This window comes from Mesorhizobium subarcticum (assembly GCF_055456085.1).
Window position 1 is genome coordinate 3,560,156 of sequence record NZ_CM144237.1, and the last position, 18,561, is coordinate 3,578,716.

General features: G+C 61.9%; 14 protein-coding genes. 9 read left to right on the plus strand and 5 right to left on the minus strand.

Annotation, left to right across the window (positions count from 1 at the left end):
- Nucleotides 1–117: 117 nt before the first annotated feature.
- The 6 genes from ACZYHG_RS17410 (at nucleotide 118) to ACZYHG_RS17435 (ending at nucleotide 5,543) form a co-directional block, all read left to right on the plus strand.
- The gene (locus ACZYHG_RS17410) at nucleotides 118–744 is read left to right on the plus strand and encodes a TetR/AcrR family transcriptional regulator (RefSeq protein ID WP_464609602.1); all 627 of its coding nucleotides are present in this window, start codon (nucleotides 118–120) and stop codon (nucleotides 742–744) included.
- A gap of 149 nt (nucleotides 745–893) precedes the next feature.
- Nucleotides 894–1,637, plus strand: a complete 744-nt coding sequence (locus ACZYHG_RS17415) for a DeoR family transcriptional regulator (RefSeq protein ID WP_464609603.1) — start codon at nucleotides 894–896, stop codon at nucleotides 1,635–1,637.
- A gap of 119 nt (nucleotides 1,638–1,756) precedes the next feature.
- Nucleotides 1,757–1,960, plus strand: coding sequence for an ATP-binding cassette domain-containing protein (locus ACZYHG_RS17420; protein ID WP_464609604.1), 204 nt, complete (start codon nucleotides 1,757–1,759; stop codon nucleotides 1,958–1,960).
- Nucleotides 1,950–3,329 carry a sugar ABC transporter ATP-binding protein gene (locus ACZYHG_RS17425; RefSeq protein WP_464609605.1) on the plus strand — a complete coding sequence of 460 codons (1,380 nt, stop codon included), beginning with the start codon at nucleotides 1,950–1,952 and terminating at the stop codon, nucleotides 3,327–3,329. Before ACZYHG_RS17420 ends, ACZYHG_RS17425 begins: the two co-directional genes overlap by 11 nt.
- The gene (locus tag ACZYHG_RS17430; RefSeq protein WP_464609606.1) at nucleotides 3,326–4,312 is read left to right on the plus strand and encodes an ABC transporter permease; all 987 of its coding nucleotides are present in this window, start codon (nucleotides 3,326–3,328) and stop codon (nucleotides 4,310–4,312) included. The genes ACZYHG_RS17425 and ACZYHG_RS17430 overlap by 4 nt, the downstream gene beginning before the upstream one ends.
- Nucleotides 4,313–4,391: 79 nt before the next feature.
- Nucleotides 4,392–5,543, plus strand: a complete 1,152-nt coding sequence (locus ACZYHG_RS17435; protein ID WP_464609607.1) for a substrate-binding domain-containing protein — start codon at nucleotides 4,392–4,394, stop codon at nucleotides 5,541–5,543.
- Between the two features lie 77 nt (nucleotides 5,544–5,620).
- Here ACZYHG_RS17435 and ACZYHG_RS17440 read toward each other — a convergent pair whose 3' ends face one another.
- On the minus strand, nucleotides 5,621–8,200 hold the full coding sequence (locus ACZYHG_RS17440) for a hypothetical protein (protein WP_464609608.1): 2,580 nt from the start codon (nucleotides 8,198–8,200) through the stop codon (nucleotides 5,621–5,623).
- A 506-nt stretch (nucleotides 8,201–8,706) separates the two neighbouring features.
- Here ACZYHG_RS17440 and ACZYHG_RS17445 point away from each other — a divergent pair.
- The 3 genes from ACZYHG_RS17445 to ACZYHG_RS17455 are packed head-to-tail and all read left to right on the plus strand — an operon-like array spanning nucleotide 8,707 to nucleotide 13,398.
- Complete coding sequence (locus ACZYHG_RS17445; protein ID WP_464609609.1) at nucleotides 8,707–10,365, plus strand: ATP-grasp domain-containing protein; 1,659 nt, start codon at nucleotides 8,707–8,709, stop codon at nucleotides 10,363–10,365.
- Nucleotides 10,352–11,944: a hypothetical protein gene (locus ACZYHG_RS17450; RefSeq protein WP_464609610.1), complete on the plus strand. Its 1,593-nt coding sequence runs from the start codon at nucleotides 10,352–10,354 to the stop codon at nucleotides 11,942–11,944. Before ACZYHG_RS17445 ends, ACZYHG_RS17450 begins: the two co-directional genes overlap by 14 nt.
- Nucleotides 11,944–13,398 (plus strand): pyridoxal phosphate-dependent decarboxylase family protein, encoded by a 1,455-nt coding sequence (locus ACZYHG_RS17455; protein WP_464609611.1) that lies wholly within the window; start codon nucleotides 11,944–11,946, stop codon nucleotides 13,396–13,398. Before ACZYHG_RS17450 ends, ACZYHG_RS17455 begins: the two co-directional genes overlap by 1 nt.
- Here the strand turns inward: ACZYHG_RS17455 and ACZYHG_RS17460 are convergent.
- The 4 genes from ACZYHG_RS17460 to ACZYHG_RS17475 form a co-directional block, all read right to left on the minus strand.
- Nucleotides 13,395–13,667 (minus strand): hypothetical protein, encoded by a 273-nt coding sequence (locus ACZYHG_RS17460; protein WP_464609612.1) that lies wholly within the window; start codon nucleotides 13,665–13,667, stop codon nucleotides 13,395–13,397. The genes ACZYHG_RS17455 and ACZYHG_RS17460 overlap by 4 nt on opposite strands.
- Before the next feature lie 190 nt (nucleotides 13,668–13,857).
- Nucleotides 13,858–16,911: an efflux RND transporter permease subunit gene (locus tag ACZYHG_RS17465; RefSeq protein WP_464614711.1), complete on the minus strand. Its 3,054-nt coding sequence runs from the start codon at nucleotides 16,909–16,911 to the stop codon at nucleotides 13,858–13,860.
- A 110-nt stretch (nucleotides 16,912–17,021) separates the two neighbouring features.
- Complete coding sequence (locus tag ACZYHG_RS17470) at nucleotides 17,022–18,227, minus strand: efflux RND transporter periplasmic adaptor subunit (RefSeq protein ID WP_464609613.1); 1,206 nt, start codon at nucleotides 18,225–18,227, stop codon at nucleotides 17,022–17,024.
- Between the two features lie 57 nt (nucleotides 18,228–18,284).
- Nucleotides 18,285–18,560, minus strand: a complete 276-nt coding sequence (locus tag ACZYHG_RS17475; protein WP_464609614.1) for a hypothetical protein — start codon at nucleotides 18,558–18,560, stop codon at nucleotides 18,285–18,287.
- Between the last annotated feature and the right edge of the window lies 1 nt (nucleotide 18,561).

Consider the following 18,561-nt stretch of genomic DNA (forward strand, 5'->3'; position numbering starts at 1 on the left):
AGACGTGACATACCCGTTCCCCTTCTTATATGATAAAAGCACTCCACTAAAGCGGAGGCGCCTCCGTTTATTAGGTGGGAGCTGGCCCGACCGGGTTCAAGCCCCCATATTTCGTCCGTGGAGAAAAAATTGGCAGAAGCCGTCATCGCCGCAGAGAAGGCCGCAGTGGAAAAACCATTGCGCGCCGACGCACGCCGCAACCGCGACCGGCTGGTCGAGGTGGCAGCGTCGGTCTTTGCCGAACGCGGCATCGATGCCTCGCTGGAGGAGATCGCGCGCCGCGCCGGTGTCGGCATCGGCACGCTCTACCGGCATTTCCCGACGCGCGAGCATCTGGTCGAGGTGGTCTACCGGCGCGAGGCGGAGGGGCTGTGCGCGGCCGCCGGCGAACTTGCATCAAAACATGCTTCCGATGTCGCGCTGGAAGAATGGATGCGGCGCTTCGTCGACTACATCGCCACCAAGCGCGGCCTGGCGACCAGCCTGCGCATCCTGCTCAGCACCAATTCGACGCTGTTCTCCGACACGTCGGGCAGGGTGTCGCAGGCCTTGCGGCAACTGGTCGAGGCGGCGGTGGCCGATGGCACCATTCGCGGCGATGTCGACGCCTCCGATGTTTTGCATGCGCTGTCGGGCATCTATTCCGCGCCCGACACGCCGGAATGGCGCGACCGCTCGCGGCGGCTGGTCAAGCTTTTGATGGATGGGCTGCGGTTCGGGGCGGGAAAATCCGCCACGGCCTGATGGTTCGCACGATCGGTTGCAGGCAAGCGACGGCCCTGTAACAGGCATGTCCGTTAGCCATCACAGGACGCGCCCACACACGCCGCTTGCATCTGAATGAGAGCGGTTGTTAAAATCCTCACATTTCAGGTGACCGACAGGCCCCACGCATGACTGCTCGCAAAGCGCAACGGACGGCACGGCTGATCGATCTGCTGTCGCAGCGGCGCGTGATCCATCTCAGCGAAGCGGCGGCGCTGCTTGGCGTCTCCGAAATGACCGTGCGGCGCGATATCGCCACCAACCCGGGGCAGATCGCCTATCTCGGCGGGCACATATTGGCCGCGGCCGAGATCGATGCCGATATTCCCTACGAACTGGCGACCGCTGCCGACAGCCATGCGGCGGCCAAGCGCGAAGCCTGCGTGCACGCGGTGCGCAAGATACGGCCCGATGAGACGATCTTCGTCGACTGCGGCACGACGCTGATCCATCTGATCGACCTCATTCCCGACAATTACCAAATAACCGCAATATGTTACGCCATGAATGTCGCGGAACGGCTGAGCCGCAAGGCCAATGTGACGATCATCATGCTGGGCGGCGTCTATCACCCGGCCTCGGCGTCTTTCTCGGGCACGCATGATTTCGACATCTTGAACAGCGTCGGCATCAACGCCGCCTTCCTGTCGGCCGCCGGCGTCGATGCCAAGCGCGGCGCCACCTGCGAGCATTTTCACGAGGCGGTGGTGAAGCAGAAGGTGATGAGCCTGGCGCGCGAGAACTACCTTGTCATCGACTCCAGCAAGATCGGCAAGCTCAAGCGCGCCTTCTTCTCAGCCATGGATGGTTTCGATGCCATTGTCACCGAGCACGGTGAAGTTGGACCGGATTCATTCCAGCCGCCGGTCTGACTCCGTTTGACATTTCCTGCCGCTGATGGAAAAGTCACAAAAAAAGTAAGAGAAGTCTCAAAAGAGACTCTCGACAGTCCGGGGTAGGGGACGCGTCAAAGGGAGGAAGTGCGGGCGCCATGGTCGAACAGGGTTCGATTGCGCTGATGTCCGGGAGCCCCTTGCTGCGCGTCGAGGGCGTCAGCAAGCGGTTCGGCGGCGTCAATGCGCTGCGCGGCGTCAGTCTCGAAATCCAGTCCGGTGAAGTGCACGCCTTGCTTGGTGAAAACGGCGCCGGCAAGTCGACGCTGATCAAGATCCTGAGCGGCGTGCATGTGCAATGATGGCGGCTCGATCGAGATCGACGGCAAGCCTGTCTCGTTTTCTTCGCCCGCCCAGTCGCGCGATGCCGGCGTGGCGGTCGTCTACCAGGATCTGAGCCTGGTCGAATCGCTCTCGGTCGCCGACAATCTGCTGCTTGGGCGCGAGCCGAGGACGCGGCTCGGTTTCCTAAAAAAGCGCCAACTGGTGGCGCAGGCCGAAGCCTTCCTCAAATCGCAGAACATCCCGCTCGATGCGCGCGCCATGGTCGGCTCGCTGCCCTTCGCCTATCGCCAGATGACCGAGATCGCCAAGGCGCTGATGGGGGATGTCCGCCTGCTCATTTTGGACGAGCCAACCTCGGCGCTGACCGACGATGAGGAAAAAATCCTGTTCGAGGCGATCCGTGCGGTCGCGGCGCGGGGCGTGGGCGTGATCTACGTGACGCATCGCCTGAACGAGGTGTTCCGGATTTCGAACCGGGTGACGGTGTTCCGTGACGGGCAGAACGCCGGAACGTTCGTCACCGCGCAAACCAATATGCGGCAACTGGTCGGCGCGATCGTCGGGCCGGATCACGCGGTTCTGAAGACGGACGGCGCCGGCCAAAGCACGCCATCATCCGCTTCCCCCGGTCCTTCTGAGAAGCCCGTGCTCGAATTGCAGGATGTCAGCAATGATAGGCTCGATCGCGTCAACCTCGCATTGCGCGGCGGCGAGATCCATGGGCTCGCCGGGCTGATCGGCAGCGGGCGCACCGAAATCCTGCAGACGATCTTCGGCCTGCGACCCATCCAGTCGGGCGAGGCCAGCCTCGACAGTGTATCGCTGAAGGGCACGGACCCGGCGGCGGCGATAGGGCAGGGCATCGCGCTGGTGCCGGAGGACCGGCATGTCCAGGGGTTGGTGCTCGAACATTCGATCGAGCGCAATTTGACCTTGCCTCGGTTACCGACTTTCTCGCGCCTTGGCTGGCTGCAGCGTCATGCGGCGAGCGAGCACGCCAATGCGGCGATGCGCCGGCTGGGCGTCAAGGCGCCGGGCGCATCGACCCTGGTGAAGAACCTGTCGGGCGGCAACCAGCAGAAGGTGGTGTTCGGGAAATGGAACGAGCCACGGCCGCGCGTTCTGTTGCTCGACGAGCCGACGGTCGGTGTCGATGTCGGCGCGCGTGAGGAAATCTACGGCGTCATTCGTACGGCGGCAGCGGCGGGAAGCGGTGTGCTGCTGGTGTCGTCTGATCTGTCCGAGCTGCTACAGCTCTGCGATCGCATTTCGATCGTCGTCGATGGCCGGATCATCAGGACGATTGCCAGGCAAGATCTCGGCAGCGCCGAGGACCTTCATCATCTCATTCAAATTTCGCAGCCATCGGAAGAGCACGCGGCATGACCGAAACCCAAAGCCCGGCAAAAGCCGCCATCAACCAGCCTGGCGGGCGCCTTGCGCTGCTGCATCTCTTGCAAGGCGAGCGTCCCTACATGCTCTACGTCGCCTTCGCCATCATGCTGGTCGTGTTCAGCCTGGCATCGCCCTGGTTCCTGTCGATCGACAATTTTCTCAACATCGGCCGGCAGACGACGCTGGTCTCGATCATCGCGGTGGGCATGACATTCGTCATCATCTCCCGGCAGATCGACCTGTCCGTCGCCTCGACACTGGCGCTCTCGGGCATGAGCGCGTCGCTGGCCATGGCGTTTGTCGCCAACAACTGGGTCGTCGGCGCGGTGGCGGGGCTGGGCACCGGTGCGCTGATCGGGCTCATCAACGGTGTCTTGACCACGCGGCTCGAAATCCCGTCCTTCCTGGTGACGCTGGGCACGCTGAGCGGTGCGCGCGGACTGGCGCTGATGGTCACCAACACCAAGCCGGTGATCATCACCAACGAATACTATTTCGCGATCTTCGGCGAGGGCTCGGTGCTGGGCATCCCGGCGCCGATCCTGTGGACGCTCGGCGTCACCATATCAGGCATCTTGCTGCTGCATTACAGCGTCTACGGGCGGCGCGTTTACGCGGCCGGCGGCAACCCGACCGCGGCCCTTTATTCCGGGGTCCATATCAAGCAGGTCACGACGCTCGCCTTCGTCCTGACCGGAACGCTTGCCGGGCTGGCATCGCTGATCCTGTCGGCGCGTTCTCACGCGGCACGGCCGGACGTCGTGCAAGGCATGGAGCTCGACGTCATCGCCTCGGTCATCCTCGGCGGCTGCAGCCTGTTTGGCGGGCGCGGCTTCGTGCTCGGCACGCTGCTCGGCAGCCTGATCATCGGCACGCTCAACAACGGGCTGGTGCTGCTCGGCGTCAGCTCGTCGCTGCAACTCGTCATCAAGGGAGCAATCATCATCGCCGCGGTCGCGTTCACGAGGAGGTAAGGCGCGCATCCGCGGATATCAGCAGAAGACCGCCGGCTCCAAACGGCAAACGAACACTAGAAATCAACGGAGGAAAGTCATGAAACATTCGGTAGGAATCCTATTCGGCACATTGAGCCTCGCAGCCAGCGCCTTTGCGCTGTCGACATCCCTGAGCCTGGCGCAGACGCCGGACACCTGCGTTACCGGCGTCGACATGGCCACGCTCGGCCCCAAGGGCATTGTCGGGCAGGGCCCGCATGGTGAAAAAGCAGCTTCGCCCGACGAGCTGAAACTGACTGACGACGAAGCCGCCAAGGTCAAGGCCGGCAAGTTCAAGGTTGGCATTTCCATGCAGACGGTGAACCTCGACTGGTCGCAGTTGCAAGTGGCGGGCATCAGCGAAACACTGGCCAAATATGGCGTCACCGTCACCGGCGTGGCCTCGGCCGAATATCAGGTCGACAAGCAGATCGCCGACATCGAAAACACCATCCAGCAGCATCCCGACGGCATCATCTCCATCCCCGTCGACTTCACCGCGACAGCGCCGACCTACAAGAAGGTGGGCGAGGCCGGCATCAAGCTGGTGTTCATGGACTCTATCCCGGTTGGCCTCTCATCGCCAAAGGATTTCGCCTCGATGATCTCGGCCGACAGCCAGGGCAATGGCCAGATCGCGGCGACGATCCTGGCGTCCTGCATGCCCAAGGGCGGCACGATCGGGCTGGTGAATTTCGGCGTCGACTATTTCAGCACCAATGAGCGCACCAAGGGCGTCAGCGAGTGGATGAAGAAGAACCGGCCCGACATCGTCATGAAGCAGGTCGACTTCACCGATCCCTCGAAAGTGTCGCAGATCGCTGGCGACTTCCTGACCGGCAATCCTGACGTGAAGGGCCTGTTCGCCGTCTGGGACCAGCCGGCGCTCGACACGCTGTCATCGATGCGCGCGCAAGGCATCGACATTCCGATCACCACGGTCGATCTCGGCTTGCAGTCGGCGATCGAGATCGCCAAGGGCGGCCCGCTCAAGGCAACCGGTTCGCAGCGTCCCTATGACCAGGGCGTCGCCGAGGCGCTGGCGATGATGAAGGCGCTGATCGGGCAACCCACGCCCGCCTGGGTTGGCGTGCAGTCGCTGCCGGTGGTGCAGTCCAACGTGCTGGAATCCTACAAGACCGTCTTCCACAAGGACCCGCCAGCCGAACTGGTCGACGCCTGCAATGCGGCGAAGCCGAAATGCAATTGAGGTAGGCCATGGGCGCGGGAGAGATCCCGCGCCCATTGTTGGTTTTTGAAGGGTAGCGAACGTTCCGCCCCAATCAACTAGATTGAAGGCAGGTATGGCCCGTCGTAGAGCGAATGCGGACCCGGCGTCACAACCTCAAAGTTGATCCCCATCGTCGCCAGCAGTTTCTTCGCGGCGTCCAGGTCTGCTTTGTGACCGGTTCCATGCTCCATGACCGCGAAGATTGCCCGTGCCGGCATTAGACGTTTTGTGAGATCGATGAACTTTTTCAGTTCCGATCGAGGAAAGTGCCATGAGGACTTGACCTCGCATATTACAGCCTCCCCATCGACGATGGCGAGAAGGTCGGCTTCCGCATCAGGTTCTGAATTTTCATGATCGTAGAAGAGCCATGTTGGCCCTATATAGAGCATTGATTTTCGTGCAGTTCCCAGAAGATTTGACAGCATCCAAATAAGTGAAAGAACGCTGTGATCTCGTAGGCTTTCTATAAGAAACTCACTAGGGCGAAATAGCCATTTCAAGTTAACAGGAGAATCTGTTTCTTGATGGCAAACCTCGCAGGATAACTGCGCCGACAATTTATCAAGATCGATCCAATTGCGGTGGTGGCACCGTTCACACACCCAATGATGACCTTGAAATAACATTTTTTGACGTCGCATTGAAATGAGGCATGACTCAAGGGAGTTCTGTTCCTGCTTGTCCCAATCTACGTCAGGATCGCTTTCCCCCTGCGTGGGGTTGGCTTTCCAGAATGCTTCTCTGTGAGAGGCCCAGTCATCTTTGAGCGTATCGAAGCTTAGATACTCCATCCGGCCTTTGAGTTCTTTTGCGGCCTTCAGTGTCAACGATGCCAGTGCCCTGATGTCTGCCTCATCGTTGAGGTCAAAAACAGAAGCCCTTTTTGCTCGCTTGATGAGCCGATTGATGGTTGGCATCGCTTTCCTAGGGTCCTCGGTAGGAGTACCGCCCATTCGGGCGAAAACTTCTCGTAGGAAAGGGTGAAGAAGGAAATCAGCGGCACTCCGAAGCCCGCCAGCCATCCCAAGAACCCCCTCTAGGTATCCGGCCTCATTTGATGGGGTCAGCCATCTAACTTTGTTGGTCGGCCAAACGTTGTCGTGCTCGGCATCTTCGGGGGACCGAGAGCCGTCAACGAAGGCATGCAAGAAAGCTTCGCGCGGTGTCGGCACTACAATCGACGCAACCGGTGCATCTAGATTTACGAACGTTACTAGGTTGCCGTACCGATTGCTCCGAGGCCTGAAACGCAAGTCCCGATTGTTGGAGCTAGCCACGTATTCAATTCTAAAGGCGCCAGACATGCGCCATTGTCGCGATAGCACCCAAGCGTTTTCCTCAGTAAAACGGGGTGTGGGGGCGTCCATTTGAAAAGTGAAGTCTATTGCCCAATTTCCTTGGGCGAATGATTGTCTTGGAGGAGCATCTGACAGGTGATCTGGTATGCAGGCTGGAGGCCTTGCTTTTGGCGGAGACCAGACGAATTGTTTCCAACTGGAATGCCAAAACGGCCCGGATGCAAACCTGTGGGTCTCTACCGCGCGCTTTAATTCATTTGGGCCAGGGACCAATTCAATTAGAGAGCCAACCACCTCCGAGCGAATTGATCCCCAGAGGCCTTGGGCACGTAACAAGGCTACTGCCTCCGATAATTCCGACTCGGAATGCGAAATAGATCGGACGGTAATATGCGATTGACCTCCCCCGGAGGTTACGTGATTGCGCATTTTGAGGAGTTGCGCGATGGCGGCACAAAACTGCGGCTCCCTTAGCTGGGCGAGTTCCAAGCGCCAGCAGCATACATCAGAATCTAGCCACGCTGGTATCAGTAGCCTGGCATTCCAGAAGAGGATTCTGTCAAGGACGCTTTCTCCCAAGACAAGGTTGAGAGAATCGCTCCATCGAAGCGATCGAGTTTCCAATCGCGGGGTACTACCAATTGCTGATAAAATTGACAGTGCAGTTGCGCGTCGCCCCGCGAATTCTTGTATAGCGGTGGCCTCATCAGGAATTGCATCCAAATCGTCGGGGATTGCATACTTTCGGTCAGATTGCTTGTGCGGATCAACAATGGTTAGAAGCGTTGCAGCGGAACGCGCATCGGCTGGGTAAATACTAGTCCCACAGCTCCGATGGTACGTACCAAGATTGTCTGTGAGGTGTCGCGAAGGCGTTTCAGTGTACCAGCAGTCAATGATCTTCGTCGCGCCGCTTTCCCACGGCCGTTGACCATGGCGGGCGAAACGAAAGATCGTCGAAAGAGACGACAGCGTAGATATTTGCAGATTAGGCTTGAATCCAGGAACATCTAGTCGTGGTTCTTGACCGCGCTCAAAGTGATAGTGGTACTCGGAAGGGCCAAGGCGCTGATGAATCTCAATAATATCCGCGCGCGACAACGCCACGTAAGAATAAATGATATCGGGATCATATTCTTCAAGCCACGGCCAATAGGCAGAGGAAATCTGGCCGTTCTCGCATGGAACTACAAGGCTGAATCGACCACCCCACCGACCGTAGCAGTCTGCGAAGATGCCATCTAATGCCAAATGCGCGTTGTCATCGTAATGTTTGAGAAGAAAGGCGATACGCAACGGCCGAGCGCGCACCCTAGCATTCAATTCATCCGACAATTGACTACCCCGTTGGTACTAGATTGAATGGTTTCAACATTGATTACCGACAATAGCAATGCATTCCCATACCGATATCGTGTATTCAAAAATCACTGTAAGATGCCAAATCCAAGGACCCGCCGGCCGAACTTGTCGACGCCTGCAATGCGGCGAAGCCGAAGTGCAATTGATTTGATGAAATGGCGGCGGGCACAGCAATCTGTGCCCGCGCCCGCCTGGCACTTTCGACCACGTCAGACCGGGGTCAAGACGCGCACCGGCTGGAGGCGGAGTTCGGCATCGACCGGGACCACCAACGTGCTGCGTGAAAAGGGGCAAATTTGGCCCCAATGCCGCATCAGGACGCCACAAGGCTCGCACAAGCGCCGGGGGCCACAGTGAAGCCGCACATTGTGCAGGCGGCGTGGAGGCTGAACCGGCCGTAACCACCGCGTGGCAGAAGGCTTCAGGGCTTGAAAAGCGCGGCAGTTCAAATTGAGGCCTTTGACGAACCGAATCTGATCATGGGCAAGGCGCCCATCGTGCGTGCGGTCTTCGAGGGGCGAGATATTTCGCCCTTGTGGAACGAGCTGTTCGGGCGCGTTTCGGCCGATATAACCGATGCGGCGGCGTTTCTTGATGTGTCGATCCTGCTTCACGCCATAGGCGAGGAAGACAAGGCGGCGCTCAGCCAGAAGGCAGCACTCGATATCAGTCGCAAATACCGCATCCGCAACGGTCGCGGCACGGGGCCGAACGTGCTTGTTTTCATGACCGCAGGCGACTTCATGGCCAACACGCCGATCGAGTTCCTGCTCGAGACATCCGACGCGAACCTGCTGCTCCACTATGTCGATGCCGACACCGCTGACCTTAAGGACATTCCAGCGCACGATGTCGCGTTCGTGGCGGTCGGCGAGTCGGCGGAAAATCTGGCGGTGCTGGCGAACCTCGACCGGCTGCTGCGCGACTGGACCGGCCCGATCATGAACAACGCACCGCGCCAGATCATGGCGCTGTCCAGGGACGGCGTCGCGGAGGCGTTGAAAAGCGAGCCTTCGATACTTGCCCCGCCTGCCGCGCGCGTCGATCGAGCCGTGGTCGAGACACTGGCTCGCGGGGACATAGAGGTCGGCGCGATCCTCGAGGGGAATTCGTTTCCGGTGATCGTGCGCCCGCTCGGCACGCATGCCGGCAAGGGAATGGAGAAAATCTCCACCCGTGCGGAGCTTTCAGCCTATCTGACTTCGCACGCCGAGACCGAATTCTACGTCACGCCCTTCATCGACTACAGCGGCACTGACGGCAAATTCCGCAAGCAGCGTGTCGCCTTCATCAATGCGCGTCCCTATGCCAGCCATCTCGCGGTCTCCGAGCACTGGATGGTCCATTATCTCAACGCCGGCATGACCCAGCACGAAGACAGGCGTGCCGAGGAAGCGCTGTGGATGGCCAATTTCGACAATGATTTCGCGGTGCGCCACGCGCGATCCTTCGATGCGCTGCATCGGCGTCTGGGGCTGGACTATTTCGCCATCGATTGCGCCGAACTCGCCGACGGCCGCCTGCTGGTGTTCGAGGCGGATGTGGCGATGATCGTCCATTCCATGGATTGGGAGAGTATCTTTCCCTACAAGAAGGGCGCCATGCGCAAGCTCTTCGCTGCGTTCGAAAACGCGCTGGAGCGGCGCGTGGCGCGCATGCTGCCGACGCCGACCACAGCATGCGCCCACACGGGAAAGCCGGCCATCTACCAGCGAACCCATGACGACTGCCTGGTTTGCGCCCTGGCGATGCTGACGGGCCGAACCTACGAGGAGATCGAGGCCATCGCGCGCGGTTGCGATCCCGCCTATCCGCTCGGTGGGCCGATGAGCCACTCGATCATGCGCGGCGTTGCCAACAAATGCGGCTTCGTCCTGCTGAGCAGCATTTACATGCTGTGGGCCAAACCGGCTATCATCGGCGTGGTTTCGCCGACCGTCCCCGACACCGGTCACGCCGTCTTCTGGGACGGCGAGAAGATCATCGATCCAGGCTTCTGCGAACGCGTCGATCGTGCCTATGTCGACCGATGCGGGCTGGAATTCACGCAGCGCGCCAGTGATCTCCAACCGCTGATCAGCCACGACATCCAGATCGCCTATCTGGCCGGTGCCGTGGCGGCCAATGAACCGCTTTGACCGCGAACAGCTCGCCGTCGCCCTGATTTCGGAGACCATCATGCCTGCAAATCAGCGCGGGACCCTACCGATGCCGGCGGGTCCGGACCAGCAAACGGGCAGCCATGAGCACCGTTCCCCGGCATCCGTTTCCTTCCTGCTCGGTACGGGTGGCGACAGACGCATATGGCTCGATGCGATCACCCGGCGTAACCGTTATGGGACGCGTACGACCCCGGCTGATGACGAGATCTCGTTTTCGTCGACAACGGCAAACAACATCTCGCGCGAGGGTTTTCAGGCGGCCGCGGTCGAGGCCGCGCGCCTTATCGACATGGCGTCGCCGTCGCCTGTCGCATCCGCGCAATGGTTTGCCGATATTCGCGACAGGATTGCCGGCAATCTTGGTTGTGCGGGCGCGCAGGTCGTGCTTGCCGCGTCCGGGACGGATGCGGAGCTTCTCGCGTTGTGCATGATTGCCGGCGTCTCCGGGCGCCCCTTGACCAATGTCCTTGTCGCGCCGGACGAAACGGGCAATGGCGTGCCACGCGCGGCGGCGGGGTGTCACTACTCGGATCTGACCGCGCTGGGCAGCGCCGTCGAGGCAGGTGCGCCGCTTGAAGGCCTGGCGCCGGACCGTATAGACGTGCGCACCATCGCCATCCGCAACGAGACCGGCGAGCCTCGCTATCAGCATGAAATCGATGCCGAGATCATCGCCACCGTCGAGCTCGAATTGAAGCGCGATCGCGATGTGCTCGTCCATGTGCTTGATGCTTCGAAAACCGGCCTGCCGGCGGTGACCCGGCAGGCCGCGCGCCATGTCGCGGCCCTTGCTCCTGGACGGGTGCATGTCGTCATCGATGCCTGCCAGTTCCGCGGCTCGATTTCGCGGCTGCGCCAAGATCTGGCGGATGGTTTCCTTGTGGCCCTGACTGGATCCAAGTTCATTGCCGGCCCCCCTTTTTCGGGCGCGCTCCTCATACCCGAGACCCTGGCCGAGGCGCTTGCCGCCAGGTCCGCCATTCCGGCAGGGCTGGCGGACTACACGGCGGCGCAGGACTGGCCGGTGGCCCTTCGCCAGCGCATGGACTTCTCGTTCAAGTCGGAAATGAACCTTGGACTGGGTTTGCGCTGGGTCGCGGCGCTCGCCCATCTCGACCGCTATGCCGCGATCGATGAATCCCGGCAAGGCCTGCTGAAGGACGGGTTCGTCCGTCTGGTGCTGTCTCGCATCGGCGCCGTCAAAGGCATCGTCCTCCATCCTGATGACGAAGGCGACCATCTCGGCGCCAGCGCCATGGTGCCGTTGACGATCACCGACGGCGCCAGCGCTTTCGCTTCGTTAGAGGTGTGTCAGGCTGTCCAGCACTCGATGCGCGGCCTCAATGGCGGGCCGATCTGCCATATCGGGCAAGCCGTCCGCCTGGGTTCGCGCACGGTGCTGCGCGTTGCCGCCTCCGCTCCCGATGTGATCGGCGTTTCCGCACGAATGTCGGCCGGCCAGTCGCTGGCGCAGGCGTTTGGTCCGATCGAATCCAGGCTCGACGTTTTCTTCCAGAAATTGGCTGTTGTCCTGCAACAGCCACGAGAAGCCTGATGCCGCTGCCTGTCGAGCAGAATGACGCGGGCGAGACCAGCCTTGATCCGGCGGACTGGGACGAGTTCCGCGCGGTCGCGCACCGCCTGCTGGATGACATGATCACCCACATCGAGACGATCCGGCAGAGGCCGGTGTGGCAGCGGCCAAGCGATGAAGCGCGTGCCCGGTTTACCCGACCGCTGCCGCACCGACCCCGCGACCTCGGCGATGTCGTCGATGATGTGCGCACGCACATCATGCCGTTCGCGACCGGCAATCTGCATCCCTCGTTCATGGGGTGGGTTCATGGCGCCGGTACGCCGATCGGCATGGTGGCCGAAATTGTCGCCGGCGGCCTGAACATGAATTGCGGCGGCCGCGACCATGCCGGTCTCGTGGTCGAACAGCAGACCGTGCGCTGGATGAGCGAGGCGCTCGGCTACCCCGATGGCGCGAGCGGCCTGTTCCTCACCGGCTCTTCGATGGCAAACTTCGTCGCGTTGACGATCGCCAGAACCGAAGCGCTGGGGCAGTCGGTCCGGGAAACCGGCCTGCGCGGCGCTGACCGCCAACTTGTCGCCTATACGTCCAGCGAGGCCCATTCCTGCATTGCGCAGGCCATGCAGCTGTCCGGCATCGGATCGGCCAATCTGAGGACCGTCGCGGTTGACGATGCGGGACGGATGCTGCCCGGCGCGTTGCGCACAGCCATCGACCAGGATCGCGTCAGCGGATTCCTGCCGTTTCTCGTCGTAGGAACCGCGGGAACGGTGAACACCGGCGCCATCGACCCGCTGGCTGAGATCGCCGAAATCGCGTCCATGGAAAAAATCTGGTTCCATGTCGATGGCGCGATCGGTGCGCTCGCCGTGCTGTCCGATACGTTGCGGGGGCTTTTCAAGGGCATCGAAAAGTCGGCATCGGTGGCGCTCGACTTTCACAAGGGGGGCCAGGTTCCCTATGATGCCGGGTTCCTTCTGGTGCGCGACGGCGATGCCCAGAAGCGGACATTCGCGCAGCCGGCCGCCTATCTGCAGCGCGCCGATCGCGGGCTTGCCGCTGGCGAAACCTGGCCTTGCGATCTTGGTCCGGACCTCTCGCGCGGCTTCCGCGCCTTGAAGACTTGGATGACGATCGAAGCGCTGGGAGCGGACCGTATCGGCGGCTCGATCGCCCACACATGCAGGCTCGCCGGCCATCTCGCCGAACGCCTGCAACGCCATCCGTCCTTTGAGTTGAAAGCGCCCGTGGCGCTCAACATCGTCTGTTTCGGCATTCGCGGGACGGATTCCGAGTTTGTCCGCAAACTGGTGCTGGACCTTCAGGAGTCCGGCCTGGCCGCGCCTTCGTGGACAACTCTCAACGGTGAACTGGTCGTGCGCTGCGCTATCGTCAACCATCGCACGACGGTGGCTGACATCGATGCGTTCATTGACACGCTCGACCAGTATCTGACCGGTTCGAGCGGCTAGCCCTTCGTTTCCACCAGGATCACCAGCGATTCCGGCACCACGCCATCATGCGCCATGGCGTCGGCGGCCGCCTTGCTCTGCATCAGTGCCGCCATCTTATCCATGTCAGGCACGTCCATCATCACGGCAACCCGTTTTGGATTTTGCGGGTCGACGAAGGTGCGGATATTGGTGATCCCAAGCGAGCCGAAAAGCTCCTTGCGCTTGGGTGAACTGAGCCAGTGCTTGGTGTCTTTCGAGATGTTGTGATGGCCAATGACTGTCGGCATGGCATCCCTCCCCAAGGTGACGCCGGCGGCCGATGTCGCCCGCCCGTTGCTGCGATCCACCTGTGCGGGGCAGTGAGCGCCGTTTCGTTTGGCCTGTCAATTAGTTATTGCTAATAGATGTTGTTGGGCCGGATCACCCAGGGGTGAGGGCCGCCAACGCGTGGCGGGCGTTCGAGCTTTCGGCGTGCCGTCATGAAGCCGGAAGTTCGCTCGCCTGAACTGGGCTTGCCCGGGGTCCACGCTGCCGCAGCCGATCCAGGGTGAGATAAATGACGGGCGTCGTGAACAAGGTCAGGATCTGGCTGACGATCAGGCCGCCGACAATGGCATAGCCGAGCGGCTGGCGGATTTCTGCGCCTGAGCCATGGCCGAGCATCAACGGGATGCCGCCGAGGATGGCGGCCATCGTCGTCATCAATATTGGCCGGAAGCGCAGCAGCGCCGCCTCGCGGATGGCCTCCAGGCTGGTCGCGCCTGCTTGCTCCGCGGTGATGGCGAAGTCGACCAGCATGATGCCGTTTTTCTTGACGATGCCGATCAGAAGGATGACGCCGATCATGGCGACGAGGCTGAAATCGAGGCCGGCCAGCATCAGGGCCGCCAATGCGCCTAGGGCCGCCGACGGCAAGGTCGACAGGATCGTCAGCGGGTGGATGAAGCTTTCGTACAGGATCCCCAGAATGAGATAGACGACCACCAGTGATGCCGCGATCAGCAGCGGAACCGTGGACAGGGAATCCTGGAAGGCCTGCGCGCTGCCGGCGAAAGCGCCGGTCAATGTGGCCGGCGGCTGGAGACCCTGAAACGCCTTGGTCACGGCGGCTGTTGCCGTGCCGAGCGAGGCGCCGGGCTTCAAATTGAAGGAGACCGTGGTCGCCGGAAATTGGCCCTGGTGATTGATCGAGACCGGCGCCACGGTCTCCGTCGTCCAATGGGCAATGTTGCCCAGCGGCACCAGCGTGCCGTCGGCGGCCTTCACCGACAGCCGGTCCAGCGTGTACAAATCGTGTTGCAGCTTGGGCAGCACTTCGAGCACGACATGGAACGTATCCGTCTGTGTGGTGAACTGCGCCACCTGGCGCTGGCCAAAGGCATCGTAGAGCGTGTCGTCGATCGTCTGCGGCGCGACGCCGAACAGAGAAGCGGCGGCGCGGTCGATCTTGAGCGACAGCGTCGGCGCGACCTTCTGCTGGTCGCTGGCGACGTCAGTGATTTCAGGCACCGTCTTCAGCGCCTCGACGACCTTCGGCGCCCAGGCGCCGAGCTCGGCGACGTCGCTGTCCTCCAGCGTGAACTGGTATTGCGTGCGGGATGGCCGGGCGCCGATGTTGATGTCCTGCGCGGCCTGCATAAAAAGCTGGATGCCTTCCACCTTGGCCAGCTCCGGCTTCAGACGGGCGATGACCTGTTGGGCGGACACGTCTCGCTGGGCAAGCGGCTTCAGGGTGATGTTGACATGGCCCTGGTTGAGCGCGTTGCCGCCATTGCCGCCGCCAATGTCCATGAACACGCTGTAGACGGCTGGATCCTTCATCACCACCGCGCTGATCCGCTCCTGCAGCTCGACCATCTTGGGATAGGAGACTTCGGGCGCTGCCTGCGACTGGCCGCCGATGAAGCCGGTGTCCTGGTCGGGGAAGAACCCCTTGGGGATCTCGACGAACATCCAAGCGGTCGCGGCAAGCGTCGCGACAAAGACGGCAAGCGTCAGACCGCTGTATTTCAAGGCGGCATCGAGCCTCCGGCCGTAGGCGTTCTGGAGGCCCTCGAAGGCGCGCTCGCTCCAGCGAAACAGGCGGCTTTGCCTGGCGGGGTCCGCCGGCTTGATCATGCGTGCGGCCATCATCGGCGTCAGCGTCAGCGACACGATCGTCGACAGGATGATGCTCAGCGTCAGCGTCATGGCGAATTCACGAAACAGGCGGCCGACAATGCCGCCCATGAGCAGGATGGGGATGAGCACCGCGATCAGCGACAGGCTGATGGAGATGATGGTGAAGCCGATCTCGCGTGAGCCCCGCAAGGCGGCTGCCAGCGGCTCCTCGCCGGCCTCGATGTGGCGGCTGATGTTTTCCAGCATGACGATGGCGTCGTCGACGACGAAGCCGACCGCCACCACCAGCGCCATCAGCGACAGATTGTCGATGCTGAACCCCAGGAGGTACATGGGGGCCGCGGCACCCAGCAAGGCCAGCGGCAGCGTGATCGCCGGGATCAGCGTCGCCCTGAGATTGCGCAGGAAGATGAAGATCACCATCACCACCAGCGCGATGGTGATCATCAGAGTGACCTGGACGTCGCTGACGGAGGCGCGGATAGTGGTCGTCCTGTCGGTGACCAGCGCCAGCTTGACCGAGGCGGGCAGGGAGGCCTGCAGTTCGGGCAGCGCCTGCTTGACCCGGTTGACGACCTCGATGACGTTGGCGCCGGGCTGGCGGAAGACGTCGACGGCGATGCCGCGCACACCATTGGTCCAATGCGCCATCTTGGCGTCTTCCGGACCCATCACCGCCTGGCCGATGTCGCGGATGCGGATCGGTCCGCCATCGCGATAAGCCACCACCGCATCGCTCCAACCGGCGGCGTCGGTTATCTGGTCATTGTTGTAGATCGGGAAGGTGCGGGTGGCGTCGTCGATATTGCCTTTCGGGCTCGAGACGCTGAGGCCCGATATGGCCGAGCGGACGTCTTCGAGGGTAACGCCGGCAGCCCCGATCCGGCCCGGATCGACGGAGATGCGGACGGCCGGTTTCTGCCGCCCGCCAATGTTGACCTGGGCGACACCCTGCATCTGGCTGATCTTCTGGGCGACGCGGGTCTCGATCAGTTCGTCGACGTCGATCAGCGACAGCGTATCCGATGTCGCCGAAAGCTGCAGCACCGGGGCATCGGCCGGATTGACCTTGCGAAAGGTCGGCGGCGCCGGCAGGTCCTTGGGCAATTGGCCGCTGGCGGCGGTGATGGCCGCCTGGATATCGCTGGCGGCTTGGTCGATGTCGCGGTCAAGGTTGAACTGCACGGTGATCTCGGTCGAGCCCAGCGAACTCGACGAGGTCATTTCGGTGACGCCGCCCACCTTCGACAGCTGCGTTTCGAGCGGCTGGGCGACCGACGAGGCCATCGTGTCAGGCGCCGCACCAGGCAGTTTCGCCGCGACCTGGATGGTGGGAAAGGCGATTTCCGGCAGCGCTGAAACCGGCAGCAAGGGGTAGGCCACGGCGCCCAGGAAGAGGATGCCGACCATCAGCAGGGTGGTGGCGACCGGATGTACGATGAAAAAGGCGGACAGGCCGGAGAGGCGCTCCTGTGCGCCTTGCTTGACTGGCGATTGCTTCTGGCCCCCCGACGTCGTGCTCATTGTGCGCCCGCCGATCCGGACGCGGCCACTGCCTGGTCGGCCGGAGGCTGCGTGTTGCCTGGTCCGAGCACATGCACCGTCGAGCCGTCCGCGATCTGGCCGAGCCCGTCGAAGACGATGGTCTGGCCGTCGGAGAGTCCTGAAGTCACCAGCGCCATGCCGTCGGTCGTCACGCTGACCATCACCTTGTGCCTTGTCGCCTTGCCATCCTGGCCGATGACGTAGGCGGCAAGGCCGTCGGCGCCGCGCGCCAGGGCCTTGTCGGGAACGACGATGCCGGTTTCGTTGGCGACCGTGAGGCGCGTGGCGACCGGCAGGCCGGGCCAGAGCGCGCCCGCGCCATTGTCGAATGTCGCGCGCAGCCGGATCGAGCCATTCGAGGCGTTGACGCTGTTGTCCATCAAGGTGAGCTTGCCGCGCGCCAGCACCTTGGAGCCGTCGGTGGCGATGGCTTCGACATCGGCAGTGTCGCCCTTCAGCGCGCCACGGATTTCGCGGAACCGGTCACCGGGCGCGACGAACACGACGCTGACCGGATCGAGCTGGGTGATGGTCAAGAGGCCGTCCGTCGAACTCTGGCTGATGATGCTGCCGATGCTCGCCGTCTTGAAACCGGTCAGGCCGCTTATCGGCGCCCGAATGGTGGCATAGCTGAGCTGGGTTTCGGCGCTGCGGATCGATGCGTCGTCGGAGGAAATGGTCGCCTCCAGTTGCTTGACGGTCGCCTTCTTCGCGTCGAGGTCCTGCGACGAGACGACCTTCTTGTCCGCCAGCGTGGCGTAGCGGTCGAGATCGGCGCGGGCATTGCCCAGCAGGGCATCGTCCTGGGCTTTCTTGGCTTTCGTCCCATCCAGCGTCGACTGGAGCGCGCGCGCGTCGAGACGGATGAGCACGTCGCCGGCCTTGACGATATCGCCTTCGGCGAAATTGATCGCTTCGACCTGCCCGTCAATGCGCGGCCTGAGCGTTACCGACTGAAGCGGGGCGACGACGCCAATGCCGGCAATGATGCGCGGGATGGAACCCGCCTTGGCGATTACGGTCGTAACGGGCACCGCTTCGGCAGGCGCGGGGGCAGTCGCGGAAGCTGCATTGGCATCGGTGCCGAACCCTGAATGTTCTCTCTGGAACCAGAAAGCCGCCAGACCTGCCACCGCAACGATGGCAATCGTCCAGAAGAACGCAGGCGATCGAAACGACATTCAGGGAGCCCTCAAACGTTCCCTGAAACGGCCTCATGGTCGAAACGTTCCAGCCAGCTAGCGCGAATCCCGCTGGACCTGCCGGCCTGAAATCACGCGCAGCCAGGGTGTGAGATGGAAGGCGCTCATCAGCAGATACATTGCGGCCATGCCGGTGAGCGGCGAGGCGCCCATGCACGACATGGAGGCTTCGCTGCCCTGAAGGCAGGAAAGAAGAGCCATCAGGGCGAAGGTGGGTGCGGCCGCGAGGCACAGCCAGTCGGCGATGCCAAGGGTGGGAGTTCTCGTATTTTCGGGCACGGCGCCGCCGGCGCTTGTGTGGATGTCGCTCACG